The 19,414-nt window shown below is 66.4% G+C and carries 21 protein-coding genes; 11 read left to right on the top strand and 10 right to left on the bottom strand.

Translation table 11 applies throughout. From position 1 onward, the window contains the following. Positions 1-160: 160 nt before the first annotated feature. From D575_RS0107155 to D575_RS0107165, 3 genes are read left to right on the top strand one after another with little or no spacing between them, the layout of a single operon-like run. Positions 161-760 carry an SIS domain-containing protein gene (locus tag D575_RS0107155; RefSeq protein WP_018145239.1) on the top strand — a complete coding sequence of 200 codons (600 nt, stop codon included), beginning with the start codon at positions 161-163 and terminating at the stop codon, positions 758-760. After that, on the top strand, positions 757-1,302 hold the full coding sequence (locus D575_RS0107160) for a D-glycero-beta-D-manno-heptose 1,7-bisphosphate 7-phosphatase (RefSeq protein ID WP_018145240.1): 546 nt from the start codon (positions 757-759) through the stop codon (positions 1,300-1,302). The genes D575_RS0107155 and D575_RS0107160 overlap by 4 nt, the downstream gene beginning before the upstream one ends. Positions 1,303-1,349: 47 nt before the next feature. Continuing rightward, positions 1,350-2,618: a 3-deoxy-D-manno-octulosonic acid transferase gene (locus D575_RS0107165; RefSeq protein WP_018145241.1), complete on the top strand. Its 1,269-nt coding sequence runs from the start codon at positions 1,350-1,352 to the stop codon at positions 2,616-2,618. A gap of 220 nt (positions 2,619-2,838) precedes the next feature. Here D575_RS0107165 and D575_RS13995 read toward each other — a convergent pair whose 3' ends face one another. Next, complete coding sequence (locus D575_RS13995; RefSeq protein WP_081612108.1) at positions 2,839-3,441, bottom strand: SprT-like domain-containing protein; 603 nt, start codon at positions 3,439-3,441, stop codon at positions 2,839-2,841. 35 nt (positions 3,442-3,476) lie between these two features. Here D575_RS13995 and D575_RS0107175 point away from each other — a divergent pair, with 35 nt between their 5' ends. Further along, entirely contained in the window at positions 3,477-3,917 is a 441-nt protein-coding gene (locus tag D575_RS0107175; protein WP_018145243.1) for a hypothetical protein, read from the top strand. A gap of 31 nt (positions 3,918-3,948) precedes the next feature. Here the strand turns inward: D575_RS0107175 and rnd are convergent, their stop codons facing one another. From rnd to D575_RS0107200, 5 genes are all read right to left on the bottom strand, one after another. Beyond that, entirely contained in the window at positions 3,949-5,097 is a 1,149-nt protein-coding gene (gene rnd, locus D575_RS0107180; protein ID WP_018145244.1) for a ribonuclease D, read from the bottom strand. Then, entirely contained in the window at positions 5,090-5,392 is a 303-nt protein-coding gene (locus D575_RS0107185) for a DUF1244 domain-containing protein (protein WP_018145245.1), read from the bottom strand. Before D575_RS0107185 ends, rnd begins: the two co-directional genes overlap by 8 nt. 81 nt (positions 5,393-5,473) lie before the next feature. After that, positions 5,474-5,965, bottom strand: a complete 492-nt coding sequence (gene mreD, locus D575_RS0107190) for a rod shape-determining protein MreD (protein WP_018145246.1) — start codon at positions 5,963-5,965, stop codon at positions 5,474-5,476. Further along, positions 5,962-6,909 carry a rod shape-determining protein MreC gene (mreC, locus tag D575_RS0107195; RefSeq protein ID WP_018145247.1) on the bottom strand — a complete coding sequence of 316 codons (948 nt, stop codon included), beginning with the start codon at positions 6,907-6,909 and terminating at the stop codon, positions 5,962-5,964. Before mreC ends, mreD begins: the two co-directional genes overlap by 4 nt. 111 nt (positions 6,910-7,020) lie before the next feature. Then, positions 7,021-8,067, bottom strand: a complete 1,047-nt coding sequence (locus D575_RS0107200) for a rod shape-determining protein (protein WP_018142132.1) — start codon at positions 8,065-8,067, stop codon at positions 7,021-7,023. Between the two features lie 141 nt (positions 8,068-8,208). Here D575_RS0107200 and gatC point away from each other — a divergent pair, with 141 nt between their 5' ends. The 5 genes from gatC to D575_RS0107225 all read left to right on the top strand — a co-directional run bounded on the left by gatC (position 8,209) and on the right by D575_RS0107225 (position 12,968). After that, the gene (gene gatC / locus D575_RS0107205) at positions 8,209-8,496 is read left to right on the top strand and encodes an Asp-tRNA(Asn)/Glu-tRNA(Gln) amidotransferase subunit GatC (RefSeq protein WP_018145248.1); all 288 of its coding nucleotides are present in this window, start codon (positions 8,209-8,211) and stop codon (positions 8,494-8,496) included. Positions 8,497-8,558: 62 nt separating this feature from the next. After that, the gene (gene gatA / locus D575_RS0107210) at positions 8,559-10,013 is read left to right on the top strand and encodes an Asp-tRNA(Asn)/Glu-tRNA(Gln) amidotransferase subunit GatA (RefSeq protein ID WP_018145249.1); all 1,455 of its coding nucleotides are present in this window, start codon (positions 8,559-8,561) and stop codon (positions 10,011-10,013) included. Positions 10,014-10,024: 11 nt separating this feature from the next. After that, on the top strand, positions 10,025-11,458 hold the full coding sequence (gene gatB / locus D575_RS0107215; protein WP_018145250.1) for an Asp-tRNA(Asn)/Glu-tRNA(Gln) amidotransferase subunit GatB: 1,434 nt from the start codon (positions 10,025-10,027) through the stop codon (positions 11,456-11,458). Positions 11,459-11,488: 30 nt separating this feature from the next. Continuing rightward, positions 11,489-12,385 carry an Hsp33 family molecular chaperone HslO gene (gene hslO, locus D575_RS0107220; protein ID WP_018145251.1) on the top strand — a complete coding sequence of 299 codons (897 nt, stop codon included), beginning with the start codon at positions 11,489-11,491 and terminating at the stop codon, positions 12,383-12,385. A 166-nt stretch (positions 12,386-12,551) separates the two neighbouring features. Beyond that, positions 12,552-12,968 (top strand): hypothetical protein, encoded by a 417-nt coding sequence (locus D575_RS0107225; RefSeq protein ID WP_018145252.1) that lies wholly within the window; start codon positions 12,552-12,554, stop codon positions 12,966-12,968. A 20-nt stretch (positions 12,969-12,988) separates the two neighbouring features. On the opposite strand, the gene D575_RS0107230 is transcribed toward D575_RS0107225, so the two are convergent. After that, the gene (locus tag D575_RS0107230; RefSeq protein ID WP_018145253.1) at positions 12,989-13,744 is read right to left on the bottom strand and encodes a molybdopterin-synthase adenylyltransferase MoeB; all 756 of its coding nucleotides are present in this window, start codon (positions 13,742-13,744) and stop codon (positions 12,989-12,991) included. Positions 13,745-13,923: 179 nt separating this feature from the next. Between D575_RS0107230 and D575_RS0107235 the strand changes: the two genes are divergently transcribed. Together D575_RS0107235 and D575_RS0107245 are read left to right on the top strand one after the other, a co-directional pair. After that, entirely contained in the window at positions 13,924-14,286 is a 363-nt protein-coding gene (locus D575_RS0107235; protein ID WP_018145254.1) for a hypothetical protein, read from the top strand. A gap of 301 nt (positions 14,287-14,587) precedes the next feature. Beyond that, positions 14,588-15,802 (top strand): hypothetical protein, encoded by a 1,215-nt coding sequence (locus D575_RS0107245; protein WP_231367507.1) that lies wholly within the window; start codon positions 14,588-14,590, stop codon positions 15,800-15,802. Positions 15,803-16,083: 281 nt separating this feature from the next. Here the strand turns inward: D575_RS0107245 and prmC are convergent, their stop codons facing one another. Genes prmC through hemA form a run of 3 tightly spaced genes read right to left on the bottom strand, consistent with a single transcriptional unit; the run spans position 16,084 to position 19,333 of the window. Further along, positions 16,084-16,953, bottom strand: coding sequence for a peptide chain release factor N(5)-glutamine methyltransferase (prmC, locus tag D575_RS0107250; RefSeq protein ID WP_018145257.1), 870 nt, complete (start codon positions 16,951-16,953; stop codon positions 16,084-16,086). After that, complete coding sequence (gene prfA, locus D575_RS0107255) at positions 16,953-18,038, bottom strand: peptide chain release factor 1 (protein WP_018145258.1); 1,086 nt, start codon at positions 18,036-18,038, stop codon at positions 16,953-16,955. The genes prmC and prfA overlap by 1 nt, the downstream gene beginning before the upstream one ends. Continuing rightward, positions 18,035-19,333: a glutamyl-tRNA reductase gene (gene hemA, locus D575_RS0107260; RefSeq protein ID WP_018145259.1), complete on the bottom strand. Its 1,299-nt coding sequence runs from the start codon at positions 19,331-19,333 to the stop codon at positions 18,035-18,037. Before hemA ends, prfA begins: the two co-directional genes overlap by 4 nt. Positions 19,334-19,414: the final 81 nt, after the last annotated feature.

The raw sequence follows: 19,414 nt of genomic DNA on the forward strand, positions 1-19,414 counted from the left end.
ACCATGCCTTTCAGTCCAGGGGGCGTAATTGCAACCGCTTTATTGTACATGCGTCCGTACCTACCGCCCCCGTGTTGGCTTGTGGCTTGTGGCTTGCCGGATGCGCGGTGTACTTTGCCCGCCACTGGCGCCAACGACGTGGCTCAGACGGAGAAATAGCGTGCACGACGGAATCGTAGAGGAGCTGACCGCAGCCAGCCGACTGTTCGGGCGGCTGGCTGGGGATGTGGCATTCGTGGCCGAGGTCGAGGCGGTCGCACAGCTGTGGCTGCACTGCATTCAGGACGGGGGCAAGGTGTTGTTGGCCGGCAATGGTGGCAGCGCGGCGGATGCGCAGCACATCGCGGCGGAGATTGTTTGTCGTTATCGGGCGGTGCGGCCGGGCGCGGCGGCGATCGCGCTGACCACGGATACTTCGGTGCTGACCGCGATCGCGAATGACTTCGGTTATGAGCACGTCTTCTCGCGCCAAGTCGAGGCGCTGGGGCAGCCGGGGGACGTGTTCGTCGGGCTGACCACCTCCGGGCGCTCGCCCAACGTGCTGCGCGCCTTCGATATGGCGACCGAGCGCGGTCTGACGACCGTAGCCCTGACTGGTGAAAAGGGGCTGGCGGATAGCCATTCGGCGGACCATGTGTTGCGTGTGCCGGATCCGGCAACGGCCCGGGTGCAGGAGGTGCACGGGCTGATCGGTCACCTGCTGTGTGGCGTGGTGGAGGACGCGCTGGTGGCGGCTCAGGGCGATACGGGTTCGGAGTGACGGTACGCGCGCTGTTTCTCGATCGCGACGGGGTGGTCAATGTCGATCATGGCTACGTGCACCGCCCCGAGCAGGTCGATTTCGTCCCGGGGATTTTCGAGCTGGTTGCAGCGGCCCGCGCCCGCCAGTGGGCCGTGGTGGTGGTGACCAACCAGTCCGGTATTGGGCGCGGCTATTACGACGAGCCTGCGTTCCGACACCTCAGCGAATGGATGCGGGGCCGGTTTGCCGAAAACGAAGGGTGGATCGACGCCGTCTATCACTGCCCCCATCATCCGCGCGATGCGCTTCCCGAGTACCGGAAGGATTGCACTGATCGCAAGCCGGCCCCGGGGATGTTGCTGCGTGCGCGAGACGATCTGGGGCTCGACCTGGCCGGTTCGGTGCTGATTGGTGATCGCCCATCCGATCTCGAGGCCGCGCGGCGGGCCGGGGTCGGGACGCGACTGTTGTTCGATCCGGAGGGCACGGAATCTCTGCCCGATGAGCCAGGCGTGGCACGCATCCGCACCCTGCCCGAGGCGATTGCGTGGCTCGACTGAGCGTGCATGTGGATCCATGTCTCCCTGAGCGCCCGGAGTAGTTCGCGATGCGCCACGCGCTGTACACCACCCTGTTGCGCCTGGCTGTTCCCGTGTTGCTAACGCGGCTGGTCCGGCGGGCGCGGGCCAGCGGTGTGCCGGCAGACCGCTGGCGCGAATGGATTGGGTTGGGTGAGCCCGTGCCGCCCGGCGCGATCTGGCTGCATGCGGCCTCGGTGGGTGAGGTGGAGGCGGCCCTGCCCCTGGCGCGAGCGCTGCAGGAGAAACACCCGGGACGTCACCTGCTGGTCACGACCACTACGCCCGAGGGTGCGATGCGGGTGACGGCGGCTCTGGGGGATGCCGTGAGCCACCGCTTCCTGCCGCTGGATCTCCCGGGGGCGGTCCGGCGCTTTCTTCATCGCGCCCGCCCGGCCGTGGCGGTGATGTTCGAAACCGAGTTATGGCCCAATCTCTATCGTGGCTGCGAGCGCGTGGGTGTGCCCCTGCTCCTGGCCAGCGCGCGAATGTCGCCGCGGTCCTCCAGGCGCTATCGCCGACTGCAGCCGCTGGTGGCCGAGACGCTGGCGCGGCTGGGGGTCCTGCTCGTCCAGGACGAGAGTGCCGCGCGGGCATTTCTTGATCTCGGGGCTCCGGCTGAGCGCCTCCGGGTCGGAGGCAATCTCAAATTCGACAGGGAACTGCCACCCGGCCATGAACAGGGCGCGGCCTTCCGGCAGGAGTTCGCTGGGGCGGCGCCGGTCTGGGTTGCGGTGAGTACCCGAGAGGGCGAGGACGCGGCGGTGCTGTCGATTCACCGACTGTTGCGCGCCGAGTTTCCGGACGCGGTGCTGGTGTGGGTGCCCCGCCATCGGGAGCGGTTCGAGCCTGCATTCGAGGCTGCGCGCGCCGCAGGTTTTCGGACCGGGCGGCGAAGCGACGGGCCGACCGGGCCGGTGGATGTGCTGATCGGCGATTCCATCGGCGAGGTGGGTCTCTACCTCGGGGCCGGGGACGCCGCATTTGTGGGGGGCAGCCTGGTCCCGCTTGGTGGTCAGAACGTGCTGGAACCGGCGGCGTTGGGCCTCCCGGTAGTGACCGGCCCGAGTACCGAACACTTCGAATCCGTTGTGGCGCGGATGGAGGCGGTCGGGGCCTTGCACCGGGCGCAGGATGCCCATGGAGTGGCCTGCGAGCTGGTGCGTCTGCTGAAGTCGCCGGATGCACGCCGAGCGATGGGGGAGGCGGGCCGTGGAGTTGTGGACTCGGGGCGTGGAGCTGTGGGGGAGGCGGTCAGCGCGATCGAGCACTGTCTGGAACGCGGACGTGCGAATTAATCAGCGTTTCCCTGGCTGTTTCGAACACGGGCGGCCGCGGTGTGGCAGCTGCATTCTCAACACATTCCCCGTGTGACCGATGCCTTGTTTGTCCGGGCCGGTTTGTCGAGAGTTCGATGAACCGATTGTTCGGGGCGCCGGTTTGCGTGTGTCGCTCGATTGCGGAGTATTCACGAGGGCGAGGCCGCGAGCAGAGTGGATCCGTGCGTAAACCGGCAGACTAATCAGCCGCTCCCCTGGTGTTGTTTCCGAGCCTGAGCGTTGCCCCGCACTGCCGGCACTGATAGCGGTAATGCTTGCGTTGAATCAGGTGGTGCCGTCGGGCGCTGAGCAGGTGGTGTCGGCAGTCGCAGGCGTAGTCGTGGGTTTTCATTTTGCGCCCGGGCAGGGGCGTGTCATGTGTGACCCGGGGTTCGCAACCGAACGCCCGCATGCGGGCCTGCCACTCGGGACCGTGGGGGCGCGCGCCGCGCGGCCCATGATCGCGATACACGAGCGAGTGGGCGATTTCGTGTGCCACGGTGGCGGGGAAGTGGGCGTCCCAGTCCAGAACAAAGGCCTGTGGGTTGAAGCGCAGCTGCTCTTGTCCTCCCGTCATTCGCCATTGGCCCGCTGCGCGCCCTTTCAGGTTGAAACACACCTCGGGGACTTCTCCCTTCGATCCCGATTGGTTATAAAGTTCGCGGGCCTTTTCCAGAATTCGTTTCTTCTTTTCATCGGGTAAGGTCCCCGCGGGATCTTGTAATCCTCCGCGTGAGTTATCATATTGTCCGTCTCGGCAGGTCCCAGACTGGACTTTGGTTTTTTCTGCTGCGGATTTCATCTTTTCAACTCTACTCGAAACCCCGGGAGTTCTGTATGAGCATGGATAACAAGAAGGCCTCCGATCTGTCGGCCGAAGAACTGTACGCCCTCGCGCGCCAGCGGGAAAAGGAAGAAGCCGAGGGCAAGGAAGCCGAACGCCGCGAGAAGCGCGAGAAGCTGATGGAAAAGCGCAAGGAGATGGTGGCACGGCATCGCAAGGAACTCGGCGAGCTCGAGCGCCAGATCCGTGAACTGGGCGGGCGCGTGGGTCGTACCGCGGGCGGCGGACGTCGCGGGCGCCGGGCCGGTGGCGAGTCCATCAGCCAGAAGCTTTGCGATATCGTCGCCACTCAGCCGGAGATGGGCATCAAGGAGATCAAGGCACAGGCCGAGAAGGCCGGCCTGGATACCAAGAACATCAGCCAGACCCTGGCCTACCTGAAGCGCCAGGGTCGCCTGACCTCGCCGCGCCGCGGGATCTACAAGGCCGCCTGACGCTACCGCTGCAGGTCCGCCAGGACGGCGATCACGGGCGGATCTGCAGCCCTTCCGCCGTACGTGTCAGTTCACCATCGCCCGCAAACCAGCGGGCGATGGTCTTTCCGGCGATCTCGTGACGCCAGCCGCTGCCCAGGCGGCCGCTCGTGCCGTCGCCCTTCAGGAGTTCGATGACATCCTTGCGCTGCGCAATAGCGCCGGCGGTGATCTGGTTGCGTCGCGCGCACTCGCGCAGCAGGGCCATGCCGATGTCCGCCAGGACCTCTTCCGCCTCGGTCAGCTTCGCCTTGTCCGGCAGTTGTGGCCATTCCTCGCGGGGCAGGGCCTGGCCCTCGCGGATGGCCTCCAGCAGCTCTTCCTGACGCGGCGGCTTCATGCCGTCGGGGAAGCCGCGCAATTGGTGCAGGGCGGCGGCGTCCTCCGGCGTGCGCCGGGCGATATCGACCAGGATGTCGTCGGCCAGGATCCAGCGGCGCGGGCGATCGCTCGCCTGCGCCGCGCGTTCGCGCCAGGCGGCCACGGTCTTGAGTACGCCGCGTTCGCGTGGCTTGAGCCTTTTGGCCCCGGAGACCCGCTGCCAGGCCGCCTCGGGGTTTGGTTCGTACAGGGCCGGGTCGCTCAGGGCCTCCATCTCCGGGCGCAGCCAGTGCATGCGGTCATGGCTTTCCAGTTCGTGCAGCAGGCGCATGAACACGGTGGCCAGGAAGCGTACGTCATCGGCGGCGTAAAGGATCTGTTCCTTGCTCAGGGGCCGGCGTGCCCAGTCGGTGCGGGTCTGGCTCTTGTCGAGGTCGCGATCGAGGATGGCCTTGACCAGGTTGGCGTAGCCGATCTGCTCGCCGTGGCCGAGCATGCTGGCAGCGATCTGGGTGTCGAACACCGGGGTCGGCACCCGCCCGAGTTCGCGATAGAGCACCTCGAGATCCTGCGAGGCCGAGTGGAAGACCTTGGTCACGCCGGCATCGAACAGCAGCGGTTCAAGCAGCTTGATGTCGAGTTGCAGCGGGTCGACGCAGGCGATCTGGTCCAGAGTTGCCAGCTGGATCAGGCACAGGCGCGGGTAGTAGGTCTTCTCGCGCATGAACTCCGTATCCAGCGCGATCCAGTCGGTCCCGGCGATGGTGTCGAGGAAGCCCTGAAGGGCCTCCGGGGTCTCGATCAGGCCGTGATCATGCATGGGGCGATTTCTGGCTGGCCTCGAAGGCGGCCTTCTGCTCCGGCGTCGCCTCCTTCTGGTAGCGCGCCTTCCACTCGCTGTAGGGCATGCCGTAGACGATCTCGCGCGCGCCCTCGTAGTCGATGGACTCGCCGCGCTCCTCGGCGGCCGCCACGTACCACTTGGATAGGCAGTTGCGGCAGAAGCCGGCCAGGTTCATCAGGTCAATGTTCTGCACGTCCTTGCGTTCGTCCAGGTGCTGCAGCAAGCGGCGCAACACAGCGGCTTCGATCTCGGTTTGCTTGTTCGGGTCCATGCAAGGCTCCTTGTTTCGGTTCGGACACAGTATGCGTGACAGCCCCGGTTTGCTTCGACCGGGATGGGATCGGCGTTTTCCTCAAGTGAGGTGCAGCAGCCAGCGCCGACGCAGGTCGCGCAGCAGGGAGAAGATCAGGGGCCAGACCAGGGCGCTGGTGAGGACCGGCGCCCAGTACCAGAGGCTGCCCGGCGGAAACCCGGTGATGCCCTGTGGCCACAGGGCCAGCAGCTTGAACAGGGCCATCAGGATGGCGATCACCATCATCTGTTGCCAGACCGGATAGACCCGCAGGCGCGGGTGAATCTGCAGCACGATGTAGATGACCACTGCCAGGGCGATGGCGTTCTGTCCCAGCAGCTGGCCTTGCAGGGTGTCCAGCAACAGGCCGGCGACGAAGGCGGTCAGGATGCCGATGCGCGACGGGAAGGCCATGGCCCAGTAGATCAGGATGAGCGCCAGCCACTCCGGGCGCGCCGGGCGCAGGATATCCGGGACCGGCACGATGGCGAGGGCCAGAGCTGCCAGCAGGGTCAGCGCCACCGGCCAGGGGATGCCGATGGCACGGGTCACGGTGTCCCTTCGTCCGGTTCTGATTCGAGCGCGTTCGGAGCCGCCTCCAGGTCGTTGTCCAGGTTGAGCGGGGCGATCGCTGAAGCGGCGCCGTCGGTCCACAGCAACAGGACCTCGCGGGAGCGGTCCAGGGCCGCCAGCGGTTCGGCCTCGATGCTCAGGAATGGTTGGCCCTGTGGCCGCTCGACCGAGGTGACCCGGGCCACTGGGTAGTCGGCCGGGAAACGGCCGCCCAGCCCGGAGGTCAGCAGCAGGTCGCCGGGCTCCACATCCTCCTGCAGCGGAACGTGGCGCATCTCCAGGCGTTGCGGGTTGCCGGTGCCGACCACCAGACCGCGCAGCCCGGTGCGCGCGCTCAGTACCGGCAGCGCGTGGCTGGGGTCGGAGATCAGCAGAGCGATCGAGCTGGTCAGACGGGTCGACAGAACCTGACCGATCACGCCGTCGGCATTGATGACCGGCTGGCCGGCATAGACATCGTCATTGCGCCCCTTGTTGAGCACGATCTGCTGGCGAAAGGGGTCGAGATCCACGGCCAGCAGCTTGGCGATCTCGACCCGCTCTTCGGCCTGCTCGGCGGTATTCAGCAGGGCGCGCAGGCGGTCGTTCTCCAGCTGCAGGGCCTCGAAGCGCAGCTGACGCGCGCGCAGCTCGGCATTCTCGCTGCGCAGGATGCGGTTCTCGGTGATCAGGTCTTCGCGGCTGGTGAACGACTCGAACACCCGGCTGACCGCGCGGACCGGTGCGTCCACCGCGACCTGCAGCGGGTAGGTGACGGTGGCCAGGGCGCCGCGGACAAACTGCAGTTCGTTGACGCGGTGATCCAGCGCCATCAGCGCCAGGCCCAGCAGGATCACCGCGAGCAGGCGCAGAGTGGGCGAGACACCCAGTCTGAACAGCGGCTTGCTGATGGCGTGACCTCCGGTTCCGGATCGCGTCGACAAGGCAAAGCCGCTGCGGAACCCCGTCCCGTGCGGCTTTGCCGACCTGTTGCGGCCCGGAGTGTAACCCGAACCAGACCCGCGCCGTGGCGACGCGGGCGGGGTGGTCCGGCCCTATTCCATTGCGAGGAAGTCGACCCGTTTCTCGTCGAGCATCTCCAGCACCCGGCCGCCGCCGCGGGCGACGCAGGTCAGCGGGTCGTCGGCGATGACCACCGGGATGCCGGTCTCTTCCATGATCAACCGGTCCAGCTGCTGCAGCAGGGCGGAGCCGCCGGTCAGCACAATGCCGCGCTCGGCGACGTCTGCGCCGAGTTCCGGCGGGGTCTGCTCCAGGGCGGTGCGTACGGCAGAGACGATGCCGTACAGCGGATCCTGCAAGGCTTCCAGGATCTCGTTCGAGTTCAGGGTGAACGAGCGCGGCACGCCCTCGGCCAGGTTGCGGCCCTTGACCTCGATCTCGAGCAGTTCCTTGCCCGGATAGGCCGAGCCGACGGTGTGCTTGATGCGTTCGGCGGTCGCCTCGCCGATCAGTACGCCGTAGTTGCGGCGTACATAGGCCATGATGGCCTCGTCGAAGGTGTCGCCGCCGATGCGTACGGATTCGGAATAGACAATGCCGTTCATCGACAGTACCGCGACTTCGGAGGTCCCGCCGCCGATATCCAGCACCATGGAGCCGACCGCCTCGTCCAGCGGGATGCCGGCGCCGATGGCTGCGGCCACGGGTTCCTGCAACAGGTAGACCTTGCGTGCCCCGGCGCCGAAGGCGGATTCGCGGATCGCGCGGCGTTCCACCTGGGTGGCGCCGCAGGGCACGCAGACCAGCACGCGCGGGCTGGGGCGGAAGATCCGCCGCTCGTGCACCTTCTTGATGAAGTACTGCAGCATCTTTTCGGTGGTGGTGAAGTCGGCGATGACGCCATCCTTCATCGGGCGCACCGTCACCACGTGCTCCGGCGTGCGGCCGAGCATCTTCTTGGCCTCGATCCCCACGGCCTCGATGGAGCGCGGGCCGCCCGGGCCGCGATCCTGGCGAATGGCGACCACGGAAGGTTCGTTCAGGACAATGCCCTGGCCGCGCATATAGATGAGGGTGTTGGCGGTGCCGAGATCGATGGAGATGTCGTTGGAGAACAACCCCAGAAGGCGTTTGAACATGAAGAAGAAACCTGCTTGAGTGGGCGGGCGGGAAAGCCGTCGACTCTAGCAAGCGCCCGGGGTTTGGGCAACAACGGCTTTGTGGTAAGTTTGCGCTCCGTTTCGCCCAATGAATCCGAACGCTACAGGACCCACCCTGCCATGTCCGTCGATACCTCCGAAGTCCGGCGCATCGCCCATCTCTCCCGTCTGGCCATGGACGACGACCAGGCCCGGGATTTCGCGGGTGGGCTGAGCGACATCTTTGACTTTGTCGAACAACTGGATGGTGCGGCCATCGAGGGTGTCGAGCCGATGGCCCACCCGCTGGACGCCGAGCAGCGCCTGCGCCCGGATGCGGTGACCGAGCCGGATCGGCGCGAGGTCTTCCAGGCCATCGCCCCGGCTGTCGAGGGTGGTCTGTACCTGGTCCCGCGCGTCATCGAATGATCCGCGCCGTCGCCGTTCTGTTGAACCCGTCACGCTTCTAGCCAGCAAGAGTCCCCGAAACCATGGCCCAGGAAACCCTGTCCGGCTGGGTGCGCAAGCTCCAGGCCCGCGAGATCAGCTCGCGCGAATTGACCCAGCTGTATCTGGACCGGATCGAGCGTCTCGATCCGCAGTTGAACAGCTTCATCACCGTGACCGCCGAGCAGGCGCTGGTGCAGGCCGATGCGGCCGATGCGCGCCTGGCGAAAGGTGAAAAGACCCCGCTGCTGGGCGTGCCGGTCGCGCAGAAGGACATCTTCTGCACCGAGGGCGTGCGCACCTCCTGCGGCTCGCGCATGCTGGATCCGTTCGTCTCGCCCTACAACGCCACCGTCGTCGAGCGCATGAATGCCGCCGGTGCGGTGATGCTGGGCAAGACCAACATGGACGAATTCGCGATGGGCTCGTCCAACGAGACGAGTTTTTATGGTCCCGTTCGCAACCCCTGGGATACCGAACGCGTCCCGGGTGGTTCCTCCGGCGGCTCTGCCGCCGCGGTGGGGGCGCGCCTGGTACCGGGCGCCACGGGTACCGACACCGGTGGTTCGATCCGCCAGCCAGCCGCATTTTGTGGCATCACCGGGCTCAAGCCGACCTACGGGCGCGTCTCGCGTTACGGCATGATCGCCTTCGCCTCCAGTCTCGACCAGGGTGGCCCGATGGCCGCGACCGCCGAGGACTGCGGGCGGATGCTGAACGCCATGGCTGGCTTCGACGAACGCGACTCCACCAGCGTCGAGCGCCCGGAAGAGGACTTCACCGCCGGACTGGAGCAGGACCTGAAGGGCCTGCGCATCGGCCTGCCGACGGAATTCTTCGGCGAGGCCGGACTGGACGAGCGCGTGCGCGGCGTGATCGACGCCGCCATCGAGGTGCTCAAGGGCCGCGGCGCCGAGGTGCGCGAGGTCGGCCTGCCGAACAGCCACCTGTCGGTGCCGGCCTACTACGTGGTCGCCCCGGCCGAGTGCTCCTCCAACCTCGCGCGTTTCGACGGCGTGCGCTACGGCTACCGCTGCGAGAATCCCGAGGACCTGATGGACCTCTACACCCGCTCGCGCGGGGAGGGCTTTGGCGACGAGGTGAAGCGCCGCATCATGGTCGGCACCTACGTGCTGTCCGCCGGCTACTACGACGCCTACTACCTGAAGGCGCAGAAGGTCCGGCGCATCATTGCCGACGACTTCCGCCGTGCCTTCGAGGACGTCGACGTGCTGCTGGCGCCGACCACCCCGGAGCTGCCGTTCGCGCTGGGTGCCAAGGCCGATCCGGTCAGCATGTACCTGTCGGATATCTACACCATCGCCGCGAACCTCGCGGGGCTGCCGGCGATGTCGCTGCCGGCCGGCGAGATCGACGGCCTGCCGGTCGGGTTGCAGTTGATCGGCAACTACTTTGACGAGGCGCGCCTGCTGGGCGTTGCTCACCAGTATCAGCAAGAGACCGACTGGCACGCCCGCGTGCCGGCGGCCTTCGCCTGAGGGCCCTGCACATGGAATGGGAAACCGTCATCGGGCTGGAGATTCACGCCCAGCTCAATACCGTCTCCAAGATCTTCTCCGGGGCGCCCACCGCCTACGGCGCCGAGCCCAACCGCCAGGCCTGCCCGGTGGATCTGGGCATGCCCGGCGTGCTGCCGGTGCTGAACCAGGGCGCGGTGGAGCGGGCCGTGATGCTGGGGCTGGCGATCAATGCCGAGATCACCCCGCGCTCGGTGTTCGCGCGCAAGAACTACTTCTATCCGGACCTCCCCAAGGGTTACCAGATCTCGCAGTTCGAACTGCCGATCGTGGGCCTGGGGCATCTGGATATCGAACTGGAAGACGGCACCATCAAGCGCGTTGGCGTGACCCGCGCGCACCTCGAGGAGGACGCCGGCAAGAGTCTGCACGAGGGCTTCGAGGCGATGACCGGCATCGATCTCAACCGCGCCGGCACCCCGCTGATCGAGATCGTCTCCGAACCGGAGCTGCGCTCCGCGAAGGAGGCCGTCGCCTACATGAAGAAGATGCACTCGCTGGTGCGCTATCTGGATATCTGCGACGGCAACATGCAGGAAGGCAGCTTCCGCTGTGACGCCAACGTCTCGGTGCGGCCCAAGGGTCAGACCGAGTTCGGCACCCGCGCGGAGCTGAAGAATCTGAACTCCTTCCGCTTCGTCGAGCGCGCCATCAACTTCGAGGTCGAGCGTCAGATCGACCTGATCGAAGGCGGCGGTTCGGTGGTGCAGGAGACCCGCCTGTACGACCCGGATCGCGACGAGACGCGCTCCATGCGCAGCAAGGAAGAGGCAAACGACTACCGCTATTTCCCCGATCCGGACCTGCTGCCGCTGGTCGTGGATAACGCATTCATCGACTCCGTGCGCGAGAAACTGCCCGAGCTGCCGGACGCCAAGCGGGCGCGCTTCGTCGAACAGTACGGCCTGTCCGACTACGACGCCGGCGTACTGACCGCTGCGCGCGACATGGGCGATTTCTACGAGGTTGTGGCTGCCGGTTGCGGCGCGCCCAAGCTGGCCGCCAACTGGGTGATGGGCGAGTTCTCCGCCGCGATGAACCGCTCCGAGGTCGAGCTGGCGGATGCCCCGGTCAATGCCGAGGGTCTGGCCGGCCTGCTCGCTCGCATCCAGGACGAGACCATCTCCGGCAAGATCGCCAAGGAAGTCTTCGAGGCGATGTGGAATGGCGAAGGCGACGCCGATGCCGTGATTGAGGCCAAGGGGCTCAAGCAGATCACCGATACCAGCGCGATCGACACCATCATCGACGAGGTGATGGCCAACAACCCGCAGCAGCTCGAGCAGTATCGCGGCGGCAAGGACAAGCTGTTCGGTTTCTTCGTCGGCCAGGTGATGAAGGCGACCCAGGGCAAGGCCAACCCGGCCCAGGTCAACGAGCGCCTCAAGGCCAAGCTGGACGGTTGATGCAGTTGCGTATTCCGGAGTCCTGCCACCATGCGTGAGACCGACACCCTCCACCGCTTCATGCTGGAGGAGGCCGGGGTCCGCGGCGAGTGGGTGCACCTGGACGCCTCCTGGCAGGCCCTGCTGGAGCTTCACGAGTACCCGCCCGTGGTGCGCGACTTGCTGGGCCAGGCCTATGCGGCCGTTGCCCTGACCGCCGCCACGCTCAAGTTCGATGGCTCGCTGATCCTGCAGATCACCGGCCCCGGGCCGGTGCACATGATCGTCGCCCAGGCCGATGGCCAGGGGCGGCTGCGTGGCCTGGCGCGCTTTCGCGAGACCCCGCCGGAGGGCGCGACCCTGGCCGAATGCGCCGGCGAGGACGCACGGCTGATGCTGACGCTGGACCCGGGCGACGGCAGCGAGCGCTATCAGGGCGTCGTGGAGCTGGAGGGCGATTCGCTGGCGGAGGCGATGAACGTCTACTTCGAGCGCTCGGAACAGCTGCCGACCCGGTTGTGGCTGGCGAGCGGGGCGCAGTCCGCCGCCGGTCTGCTGTTGCAGGCGCTGCCGGCCGAGGGTGGCAATGCGGTGACGCGTGACTCGGAGGAGTGGAACCGCGCCACGATCCTGGCCGAGACCACCACCGCCGACGAGCTACTGAAGCTGGACGCTGGCGCCCTGCTCGGCCGGCTGTTCGCCGAAGAGCGGGTGCGCCTGTTCGACGGCACGCCGGTGACTTTCCATTGCCCCTGCTCGCGCGAGCGCATCGCCGAAACCCTGCGCAGTCTGGGGCGTGACGAGATTCGCAGCATCATCGAGGAGCAGGGCGCCGTGGAGGTGACCTGCGAGTTCTGCAACGCGCATTACCACTTCGATCCGGTCGACGCCGAGGCCCTTTGTGCGCCCGAGGTTGCCCAGCCGCCGATCCCGGATACCCGCCAGTAAGCAGGGCTTTCCGGGGTGCCCCCCGATCCTTAGGCCTTTCCCGGACTCCCCTCGTTAGCCTGTCGTGACCTTCGGCAACTCTGCCGCAGGGACCCGTGGTCCCCGTCGTCCCCCGGTCTTGCTATAGAACAGACTGACCTTGCAGCAGTCTGCAGACGAGGGCGCAATGTATTCCCGGCACACCGAAATCCCGACCCTGGATGTCCGCCCCGGCTGGCTGGTGGAGGCGCGCTATTTCAACCAGGTGCGCCGCGCCCTGGCCCGGCTGGGACCGGAGATCCGCCTGTCGCCGTCGGGGCTCAAACAACTGGATCTGATCCTCCAGCGCGATGCCTGGATCGTCGTGGACCGGGTGCTGAACGACATGCCGGTGGTCGCCTGGACGGCCTTCCATTCCCGTGGCCGGCGCAGCCTGCATCGCCCGGTGGCCTGCGAGCTGTTGCTGTTCCATGCCATGGCGAGCATGGTGATGAACCGCACGCTGTCTGCGATGGAGGCGGAGCTGAACGCGGCGATTTCCGAGGTCGCTCCACCGTCATCACCCGGCAAGGTCCTGCCCTTTCATCCCCGCTCCTGCGCCTGATTCGCGCGTATCCGTTCGCTTCAGGCCGGGGCGTGGCGGTGGCTGCACGCCGGGCAGGCGGGGTCGCGGCGCAGCCGGATCTCGCGGAACTGCATGGCGAGCCCGTCGAGGATCAGCAGCCGGCCGCTCAGGATCGGCAGACCCATGAGCAGCTTCAGGGCCTCGGTTGCCTGCAGGCTGCCGACCACACCGGGCAGGCTGGCCAGCACGCCGTTGGCGGCGCAGGTGTCCTCGTCGCCGCCCCCCTCGCCGTACAGGCAGTGGTAGCAGGCCGCCTCCGGATTGCGGTAGTCGAAGGTGGTCAGTTGTCCCTCGAAGCGGATTACCGCGCCGGAGACCAGCGGCGTGCCGGCCGCCAGTGCGGCGCGGCTGATGGCCCCGCGCGCGGCGAAGTTGTCCGTCCCGTCCAGTACGACGTTGGCGCTGGCGAACAGCCGGGTCATCGCCGCGTCATCCAGGCGCTCGGCGCGCGTCTCCACCTGGCAGCCGGGGTTCATGGCCGCCACGCGATCGGCGGCCGAGGCCACCTTGTCGCGGCCGATGTCCGCATCGGTATGCAGGATCTGGCGCTGCAGGTTGGTCACCTCCACATGATCCGGGTCGACCAGCGTCAGCCGGCCCACCCCGGCGGCGGCCAGGTAGGCCGCCACCGGTGAGCCCAGCCCGCCGAGCCCCATGATCACTGCATGCGCCTGCTGCAGGGATTCCTGCCCTTCGATGCCCACGCCGGGGAGCATGATCTGGCGGCTGTAGCGCAGGAGCTGGTCGTCATCCATGGAGCAGGTCTCCGGAGAAAGGCAGAAATTGTAACCGGCGTCACGCTCGCAGACGGCTTCAGTTGGGTACCGTTCAGGAACACGCAATAGGCTGAATCCTGGCAATCCTGCCACAACCGGGGCCGGCGGACGCTTCAGGTGTTGCCCCGCAGGACCCGAATGGAAGGAGGGAACACCCCATGAAACGACTCGCGGTACTCGCGCCGGCGGCCCTGCTGGCGCTCGCCCTGTCCGCTCCCACCCACGCGGCCCAGCCGGTCACTGGCGCGTTGCCGGCGGTGAGCGGCGCCAGCTTCGACGCCGCCGCGCTGCAGCCTGTGCGGCATGGCCACTCACGGGGCCACAAGCACTACCGCGGCCACCCGGGTGCCCACGGCCACAAGCAGGCCAAGCGTGCGAATCAGCGCGGCCGTGGCCATCACAAGCGCTCGCGCAGCTACGAGCATCACCACTACCACTACTACGACAACCGCTCGAGCCGCTACCGCCACCGCTCTTCGCCCAGCGGCTCGGTCAACCTGCACCTGCGCCTGCCGCTCTGATCCGGACGCAGCCTGATGCAACCCGAGCCCCGGCCCCTGGCCGGGGCTTTTTTGTGGTGAAGATCGAGGGCGTCGTGAGACGCGGTGCTTCGCGTTTCCCTTATCTTCCAAATCGATCACATTTATGTAAATATTAGGATATAAGACCCCGCCGATGGAGCGGGGTTTTTTTTGGGGTGGCTCCCCATGGTGGCACCGGTATCTCGGGGCCGCTTGTCTGTGCGGAATGGCGAGAGCGTTTGGTTTGGCGTTTTGGTTCCGCGCGTCTAACAGGGTTTTATTGATCAGGGAGAAAAAACACATGAAGAAAGGACTAGGTGTCCTTGCGGTATCGGTATTGCTTGCAGGTTGTCTGGCTGCACCAGAGCCCCGTCCTGTGCAGCAGGCGGAACCGGAAAAGTCGTCTGGTGGCGATGATTACGAACGAGCCCTGGCCCTTCTCGAGGCGATGGGGGCGGCGCAGCAGCGGCATCCGCAGCAGTCATCGGGCGTTGCCGCATCCGGATTCGGGCAGATGGGTTCCGAAGAAGTTGCTGAACGGTTGGCACCTATGTGGGCATCCGACAACCAGGGCGCCCGGTTTGAACGTCGCCGAGACGGTTTCCTGATCGATGGTGTCGCATATGTGGAACCGCAGGGAGAGATTTCCTCTTACGGATTCGATACGACGACCGGTGCGGTCACCTACCTGATGGCTCTCACGGACCGCCAGTACCAAGTGAGAACTGCGAATCCATCCAATGGCCTTGCGCCGGTCACGATTGCGTACGCCGAACGTGGCCGCACAAACTGGAGTATCCGGACGGTGACAGGGGAGACGCTGAGGGGGTCGCACTTGATGCCGACATCACGAGGCTTCGCTGTCGCGCGAGACGCGAATGCCTTTGTCTATGCTCCGGGCGAGGGTGTGAGTACGGTTGGCGTCCCGAACGGGTTTCACCTTGCGGCTCACCAGAATGGCGATATTGCCTCCACTGGATACATTCTGATCGAGCGGAATCGGGCGCGAAGCAGTGGAGAGTCGATGATGCGCACGATGCGCGCTCTCGGGGATGCACTGGGAGGTAGCTCGGCCGAAGATTACGCGTTGATCAACTACCGTGACCAATCAGTGGTTCCGATCAACATTTCGGCCGAAGGTGGGAAGGTAAATGTGTACTCCGAGTGCCGGCAGCGCAATTCGATCGTGAACGAATGCGCCAATATGCACTCGTTCGAGTCTTTGTATGACCCTCGAACCGGGCGTCGCAATGAGGGCCACTATTTTTGGCGACTGCACTGGTTTGCGACTGAGCAAGGTCCGATTGCCGTGACTCATGAAGCCGGATTGCGACGCATTGCGGTAACGCGTCTTGATACCGGCGAGAAGGGCGTGGCCTTCAGTCGTGGTATGGGAATTGCCTCCATGGACGCCGAGCAGTATCCGTCGGGACGGGTCAAGGTCACAGGAGGCTGGGCTTTCAGAACCCATGAACTCACAGATGCATTCGAGGCTTTCGACACAAGCGATGGCTGATGAGGCCAGGGGCCGTAGGGATTACTGCATTTGACCGGGCTGTCTAACCCGAGTTGGGGAATACCCCGTCACGGAGGCCTGGTGAGCGGTGATTTGATGGTTTGTGCCCCGTCGTTTGTGCGCGATTGGCCCCGGTACTTTGTGCCGGGGTCTTTTTGTTGGGGGTGCGTCGAACGAAGGGGCCTCCATGCTGTTATCCATCATGTGCGCCCCAAAACTCACCGGAAGGGGGCAGCCTGTGGTATGCGACAAGGGTGCGGGGTGGCCCGCGCCTCGGTTATTCAGGCTCGTCTTTGTGGTGCAAGGCCCTTTGTGATGCGTTCGTGTCCGCCGGTGTCGATGTGTGACCGGATGGCGGTGTAGCCGGCATCCTCGAACATCGAACGTACGGCATGGGCCTGGTCGAAGCCGTGTTCCAGAAGCAGTGGGGCGGATGGCGCCATGTGCTCGCCGGCGGTGTGGATGATGGTGCGCAGGTCCGCCATGCCGACATCGGCCGCGACCAACGCAGAGGGAGGCTCGAAGCGCAGGTCGCCGCGGGTCAGGTGAGGATCGTTCGGCGCGATGTAGGGCGGGTTGCTGACGATCAGGTCGAACGTGTCCCCTGGTTTGAGTGGCTTAAGCCAAGACCCTTGCAGGAAAGCCACATCGAGCCCCAGTGTGGCCGCGTTGGCGCGAGCCTGGCGCAGAGCCTCCAAGCTGCGGTCGGAGGCGACGGCCTCGATGGCCGGACGTTCTGCTTTCAGTGCCAGAATGATCGCCCCGCTCCCGGTGCCAAGATCCAGCACCCTCGGGTGCCTGTGGCTGCAGTTGTCAATGGCCGCGAGGGCCTGTTCCACCAGCAGCTCGGTTTCGGGGCGCGGGATCAGGCAGGCGGGGGAGACCCCCAGGTCCAGTGTCCAGAAGCTGCGTCGGCCGAGGATGTGGGCCATCGGTTCGCCGGCGCAGCGGCGCTGGCAGAGCGTGTCGGCGCGGGCGGCCTGCTCGGCCGTGGCGGGGTCGGTGCCGTGGGCGATCAGCTGCGCGGTGTCCAGGCCGGTGGCGGCGCCCAGCAGCATGCGGGCCTCCAGTCCGGGCGTCTCGATCCCGGCGGCCTGCAGGCGGCTGCGCAGTTCCTGCAGCAACGCGTCCAGGGTCGAAGTCGCGGGCATCAGGCTTCGGCGAGGGTGGCGAGCTGCTCGGCCTGGTATTCGTGGATCAGCGGGTCGATGACCGGGTCGAGGTCACCGGCCATCACCTGTTCCAGCTTGTACAGGGTCAGGTTGATGCGGTGGTCGGTGATACGGCCCTGCGGGAAGTTGTAGGTGCGGATGCGCTCGGAGCGGTCGCCGCTGCCGACCAGACCCTTGCGTTCAGCGCTCTGCGCGGCCGCCTGGGCCTCGCGCTCGGTCTCGAAGATGCGCGCCGCCAGGTAGGTGAGCGCCTTGGCCCGGTTCTTGTGTTGCGAGCGTTCTTCCTGGCACTCGACCACGATGCCGGTGGGCAGGTGGGTCAGGCGCACGGCGGAGTCGGTCTTGTTGATGTGCTGTCCGCCGGCGCCGGAGGCGCGGAAGGTGTCCACACGCAGGTCGGCCGGGTTGATCTCCGGCATCTCGACCTCCTCCAGTTCCGGCAGGATGGCGACCGTTGCGGCGGAGGTATGGATGCGGCCCTGGGATTCGGTCTCGGGGACGCGCTGCACGCGATGGGCACCGGATTCGAACTTGAGCCGCGAGTAGGCGCCTTGCCCTGCCAGGCGTGCGATGACCTCGCGGTAGCCGCCGTGCTCGCCTTCGCTGGCGCTGAGGATCTCCAGCTTCCAGCGCTGGTTTTCGGCGTAGCGGGTGTACATGCGTAGCAGGTCGCCGGCGAAGATCGCGGCCTCGTCACCGCCGGTCCCGGCGCGGATCTCCAGGAACACGTTGGCGTTGTCGTGCGGGTCGCTCGGGATCAGGTGGCGGTAAAGCTCCGCCTCCAGCGCCTCGGTCTGTTCGGTCAGGGATTCGATCTCGGCCTCGGCCATGGCGCGCAGATCGGCGTCGTCGTCCTCGAGCATCGCGCGCGCCTCTTCCAGCGCCGCGTGGTTGTCGTGCCAGGCCTTCCAGGCCTCGGCCACCGGTTCCAGCTGGCTGTATTCCTGTGACAGGCGGCGCAGCTGGTCCGGGTCCTCGGCGGCGTCGGGGGTGGCCAGCAGCTGCGCGATCTCGGCGTGGCGTTCGGTCAGGCCCTCGAGCTTGGTGCGGAACGAGGCCTTCACGAGCGGGCGCCGGAGTCGGAATCGTCGCCGGGGTCGTCTTCCGGGGCGGGCAGCTGGAACAGCCGGTGCGCGGCCTCCAGCAGGCGGGCGTCGCCCTCGTGCGCGGCGGTGTTCAGCGACTTGCAGGGGGCATGCATCAGCTTGTTGGTCAGATTGTGCGCCAGCAGCTGCATGGCCTCCTCGGGCGACTTGCCGGCGCGCAGCATGGCCTCGGCCTTGGCCAGCGCCTCGGCCTTCACGCTGTCGGCGCGCTGGCGCAGCTGGCGGATGCTGTCCACCGAGTCGCGGGCACGCAGCCAGCGCATGAACTCGCCGGCGCGCTGGGTGATGATCTCTTCGGCCTGTTCGGCAGCGGCCTGGCGCGAGGCCATGTTCTCGTCGATGACCTCCTGCAGGTCGTCCACGGTGTAGAGGTAGACGTCCTCGAGCTGGCCGACCTCGGGCTCGATGTCGCGCGGCACGGCGATGTCCACCATGAACATCGGTTTGTGCCGGCGCTTGCGCAGCGCGCGTTCCACCGCGCCCTTGCCCAGGATCGGCAAGGGTGCGGCGGTGGAGGAGATGACGATGTCGGCATCGGCCATGCGATCGGGGAGCTGGTCGAGGCTGATGGCCTCGGCATCGAAGCGTCCGGCCACCGCGCGGGCGCGCTCCACCGTGCGGTTGGCGACGATGACGTTGCCGATGCCGCCCCCGGAGAGATGCTGCAGGGCCAGTTCGATGGTCTCGCCGGCGCCGATCACCAGGGCGGTCAGCGGCTTCAGGTCGCCGAAGATCTGGCGTGCCAGTGACACCGCAGCGAAGGCGACCGAGACCGCGCTCTGGCCGATGGCGGTCTGGGTCCGCACGTCCTTGGCGGTGGCGAAGGCGTGCTGGAACAGACGCTCCAGCGAGCGCCCGAGCGTACCGGCGTTGTGGGCGTGCTGGTAGGCGGTCTTCATCTGCCCCAGGATCTGCGGCTCGCCGAGGACCATGGAATCCAGCCCGCTGGCCACGCGCAGAGTGTGACGCACGGCCGAGCCATCGTGGTGCAGGTAGAGGTAGGGTTTCAGTTCGTCGCGGTCGATGCCGTGGTAGCCGCCGATCCAGTCGATGACGCGCTGCTCGCTTTGCTGATCGTCCTCGCGGAAGTACACCTCGGTGCGGTTGCAGGTGGACAGGATCGCGGTTTCCGGCAATAGCACGCCGGAACGCAGCGAGTGCAGGGCCTCGCCGAGTTCGTGCTCGTTGACGGAGAGCCGTTCGCGAATGGCGACCGGAGCCGTCTTGTGATTGATCCCGAGAGTGAACAGCATGCTGGCGCGTATTGTGCCGGAAAACGCGGGCGCGTGGCCGAATTTCCCGATAGTGTACTGTGCTGTACGGTTAGCAGGAGG

The organism is Thioalkalivibrio sp. AKL6 (genome assembly GCF_000376905.1).
Lineage (GTDB): Bacteria > Pseudomonadota > Gammaproteobacteria > Ectothiorhodospirales > Ectothiorhodospiraceae > Thioalkalivibrio > Thioalkalivibrio versutus.

Excerpts from the sequence above, each read along its gene's own strand:
- D575_RS0107165 (WP_018145241.1), top strand. The coding sequence starts at position 1,350 with ATGCGCCACGCGCTGTACACCACCCTGTTGCGCCTGGCTGTTCCCGTG.
- D575_RS13995 (WP_081612108.1), bottom strand. The coding sequence starts at position 3,441 with ATGAAATCCGCAGCAGAAAAAACCAAAGTCCAGTCTGGGACCTGCCGA.
- D575_RS0107175 (WP_018145243.1), top strand. The coding sequence starts at position 3,477 with ATGAGCATGGATAACAAGAAGGCCTCCGATCTGTCGGCCGAAGAACTG.
- rnd (WP_018145244.1), bottom strand. The coding sequence starts at position 5,097 with ATGCATGATCACGGCCTGATCGAGACCCCGGAGGCCCTTCAGGGCTTC.
- D575_RS0107185 (WP_018145245.1), bottom strand. The coding sequence starts at position 5,392 with ATGGACCCGAACAAGCAAACCGAGATCGAAGCCGCTGTGTTGCGCCGC.
- D575_RS0107200 (WP_018142132.1), bottom strand. The coding sequence starts at position 8,067 with ATGTTCAAACGCCTTCTGGGGTTGTTCTCCAACGACATCTCCATCGAT.
- gatC (WP_018145248.1), top strand. The coding sequence starts at position 8,209 with ATGTCCGTCGATACCTCCGAAGTCCGGCGCATCGCCCATCTCTCCCGT.
- gatA (WP_018145249.1), top strand. The coding sequence starts at position 8,559 with ATGGCCCAGGAAACCCTGTCCGGCTGGGTGCGCAAGCTCCAGGCCCGC.
- gatB (WP_018145250.1), top strand. The coding sequence starts at position 10,025 with ATGGAATGGGAAACCGTCATCGGGCTGGAGATTCACGCCCAGCTCAAT.
- hslO (WP_018145251.1), top strand. The coding sequence starts at position 11,489 with ATGCGTGAGACCGACACCCTCCACCGCTTCATGCTGGAGGAGGCCGGG.
- D575_RS0107225 (WP_018145252.1), top strand. The coding sequence starts at position 12,552 with ATGTATTCCCGGCACACCGAAATCCCGACCCTGGATGTCCGCCCCGGC.
- D575_RS0107230 (WP_018145253.1), bottom strand. The coding sequence starts at position 13,744 with ATGGATGACGACCAGCTCCTGCGCTACAGCCGCCAGATCATGCTCCCC.
- D575_RS0107235 (WP_018145254.1), top strand. The coding sequence starts at position 13,924 with ATGAAACGACTCGCGGTACTCGCGCCGGCGGCCCTGCTGGCGCTCGCC.
- D575_RS0107245 (WP_231367507.1), top strand. The coding sequence starts at position 14,588 with ATGAAGAAAGGACTAGGTGTCCTTGCGGTATCGGTATTGCTTGCAGGT.
- prmC (WP_018145257.1), bottom strand. The coding sequence starts at position 16,953 with ATGCCCGCGACTTCGACCCTGGACGCGTTGCTGCAGGAACTGCGCAGC.
- hemA (WP_018145259.1), bottom strand. The coding sequence starts at position 19,333 with ATGCTGTTCACTCTCGGGATCAATCACAAGACGGCTCCGGTCGCCATT.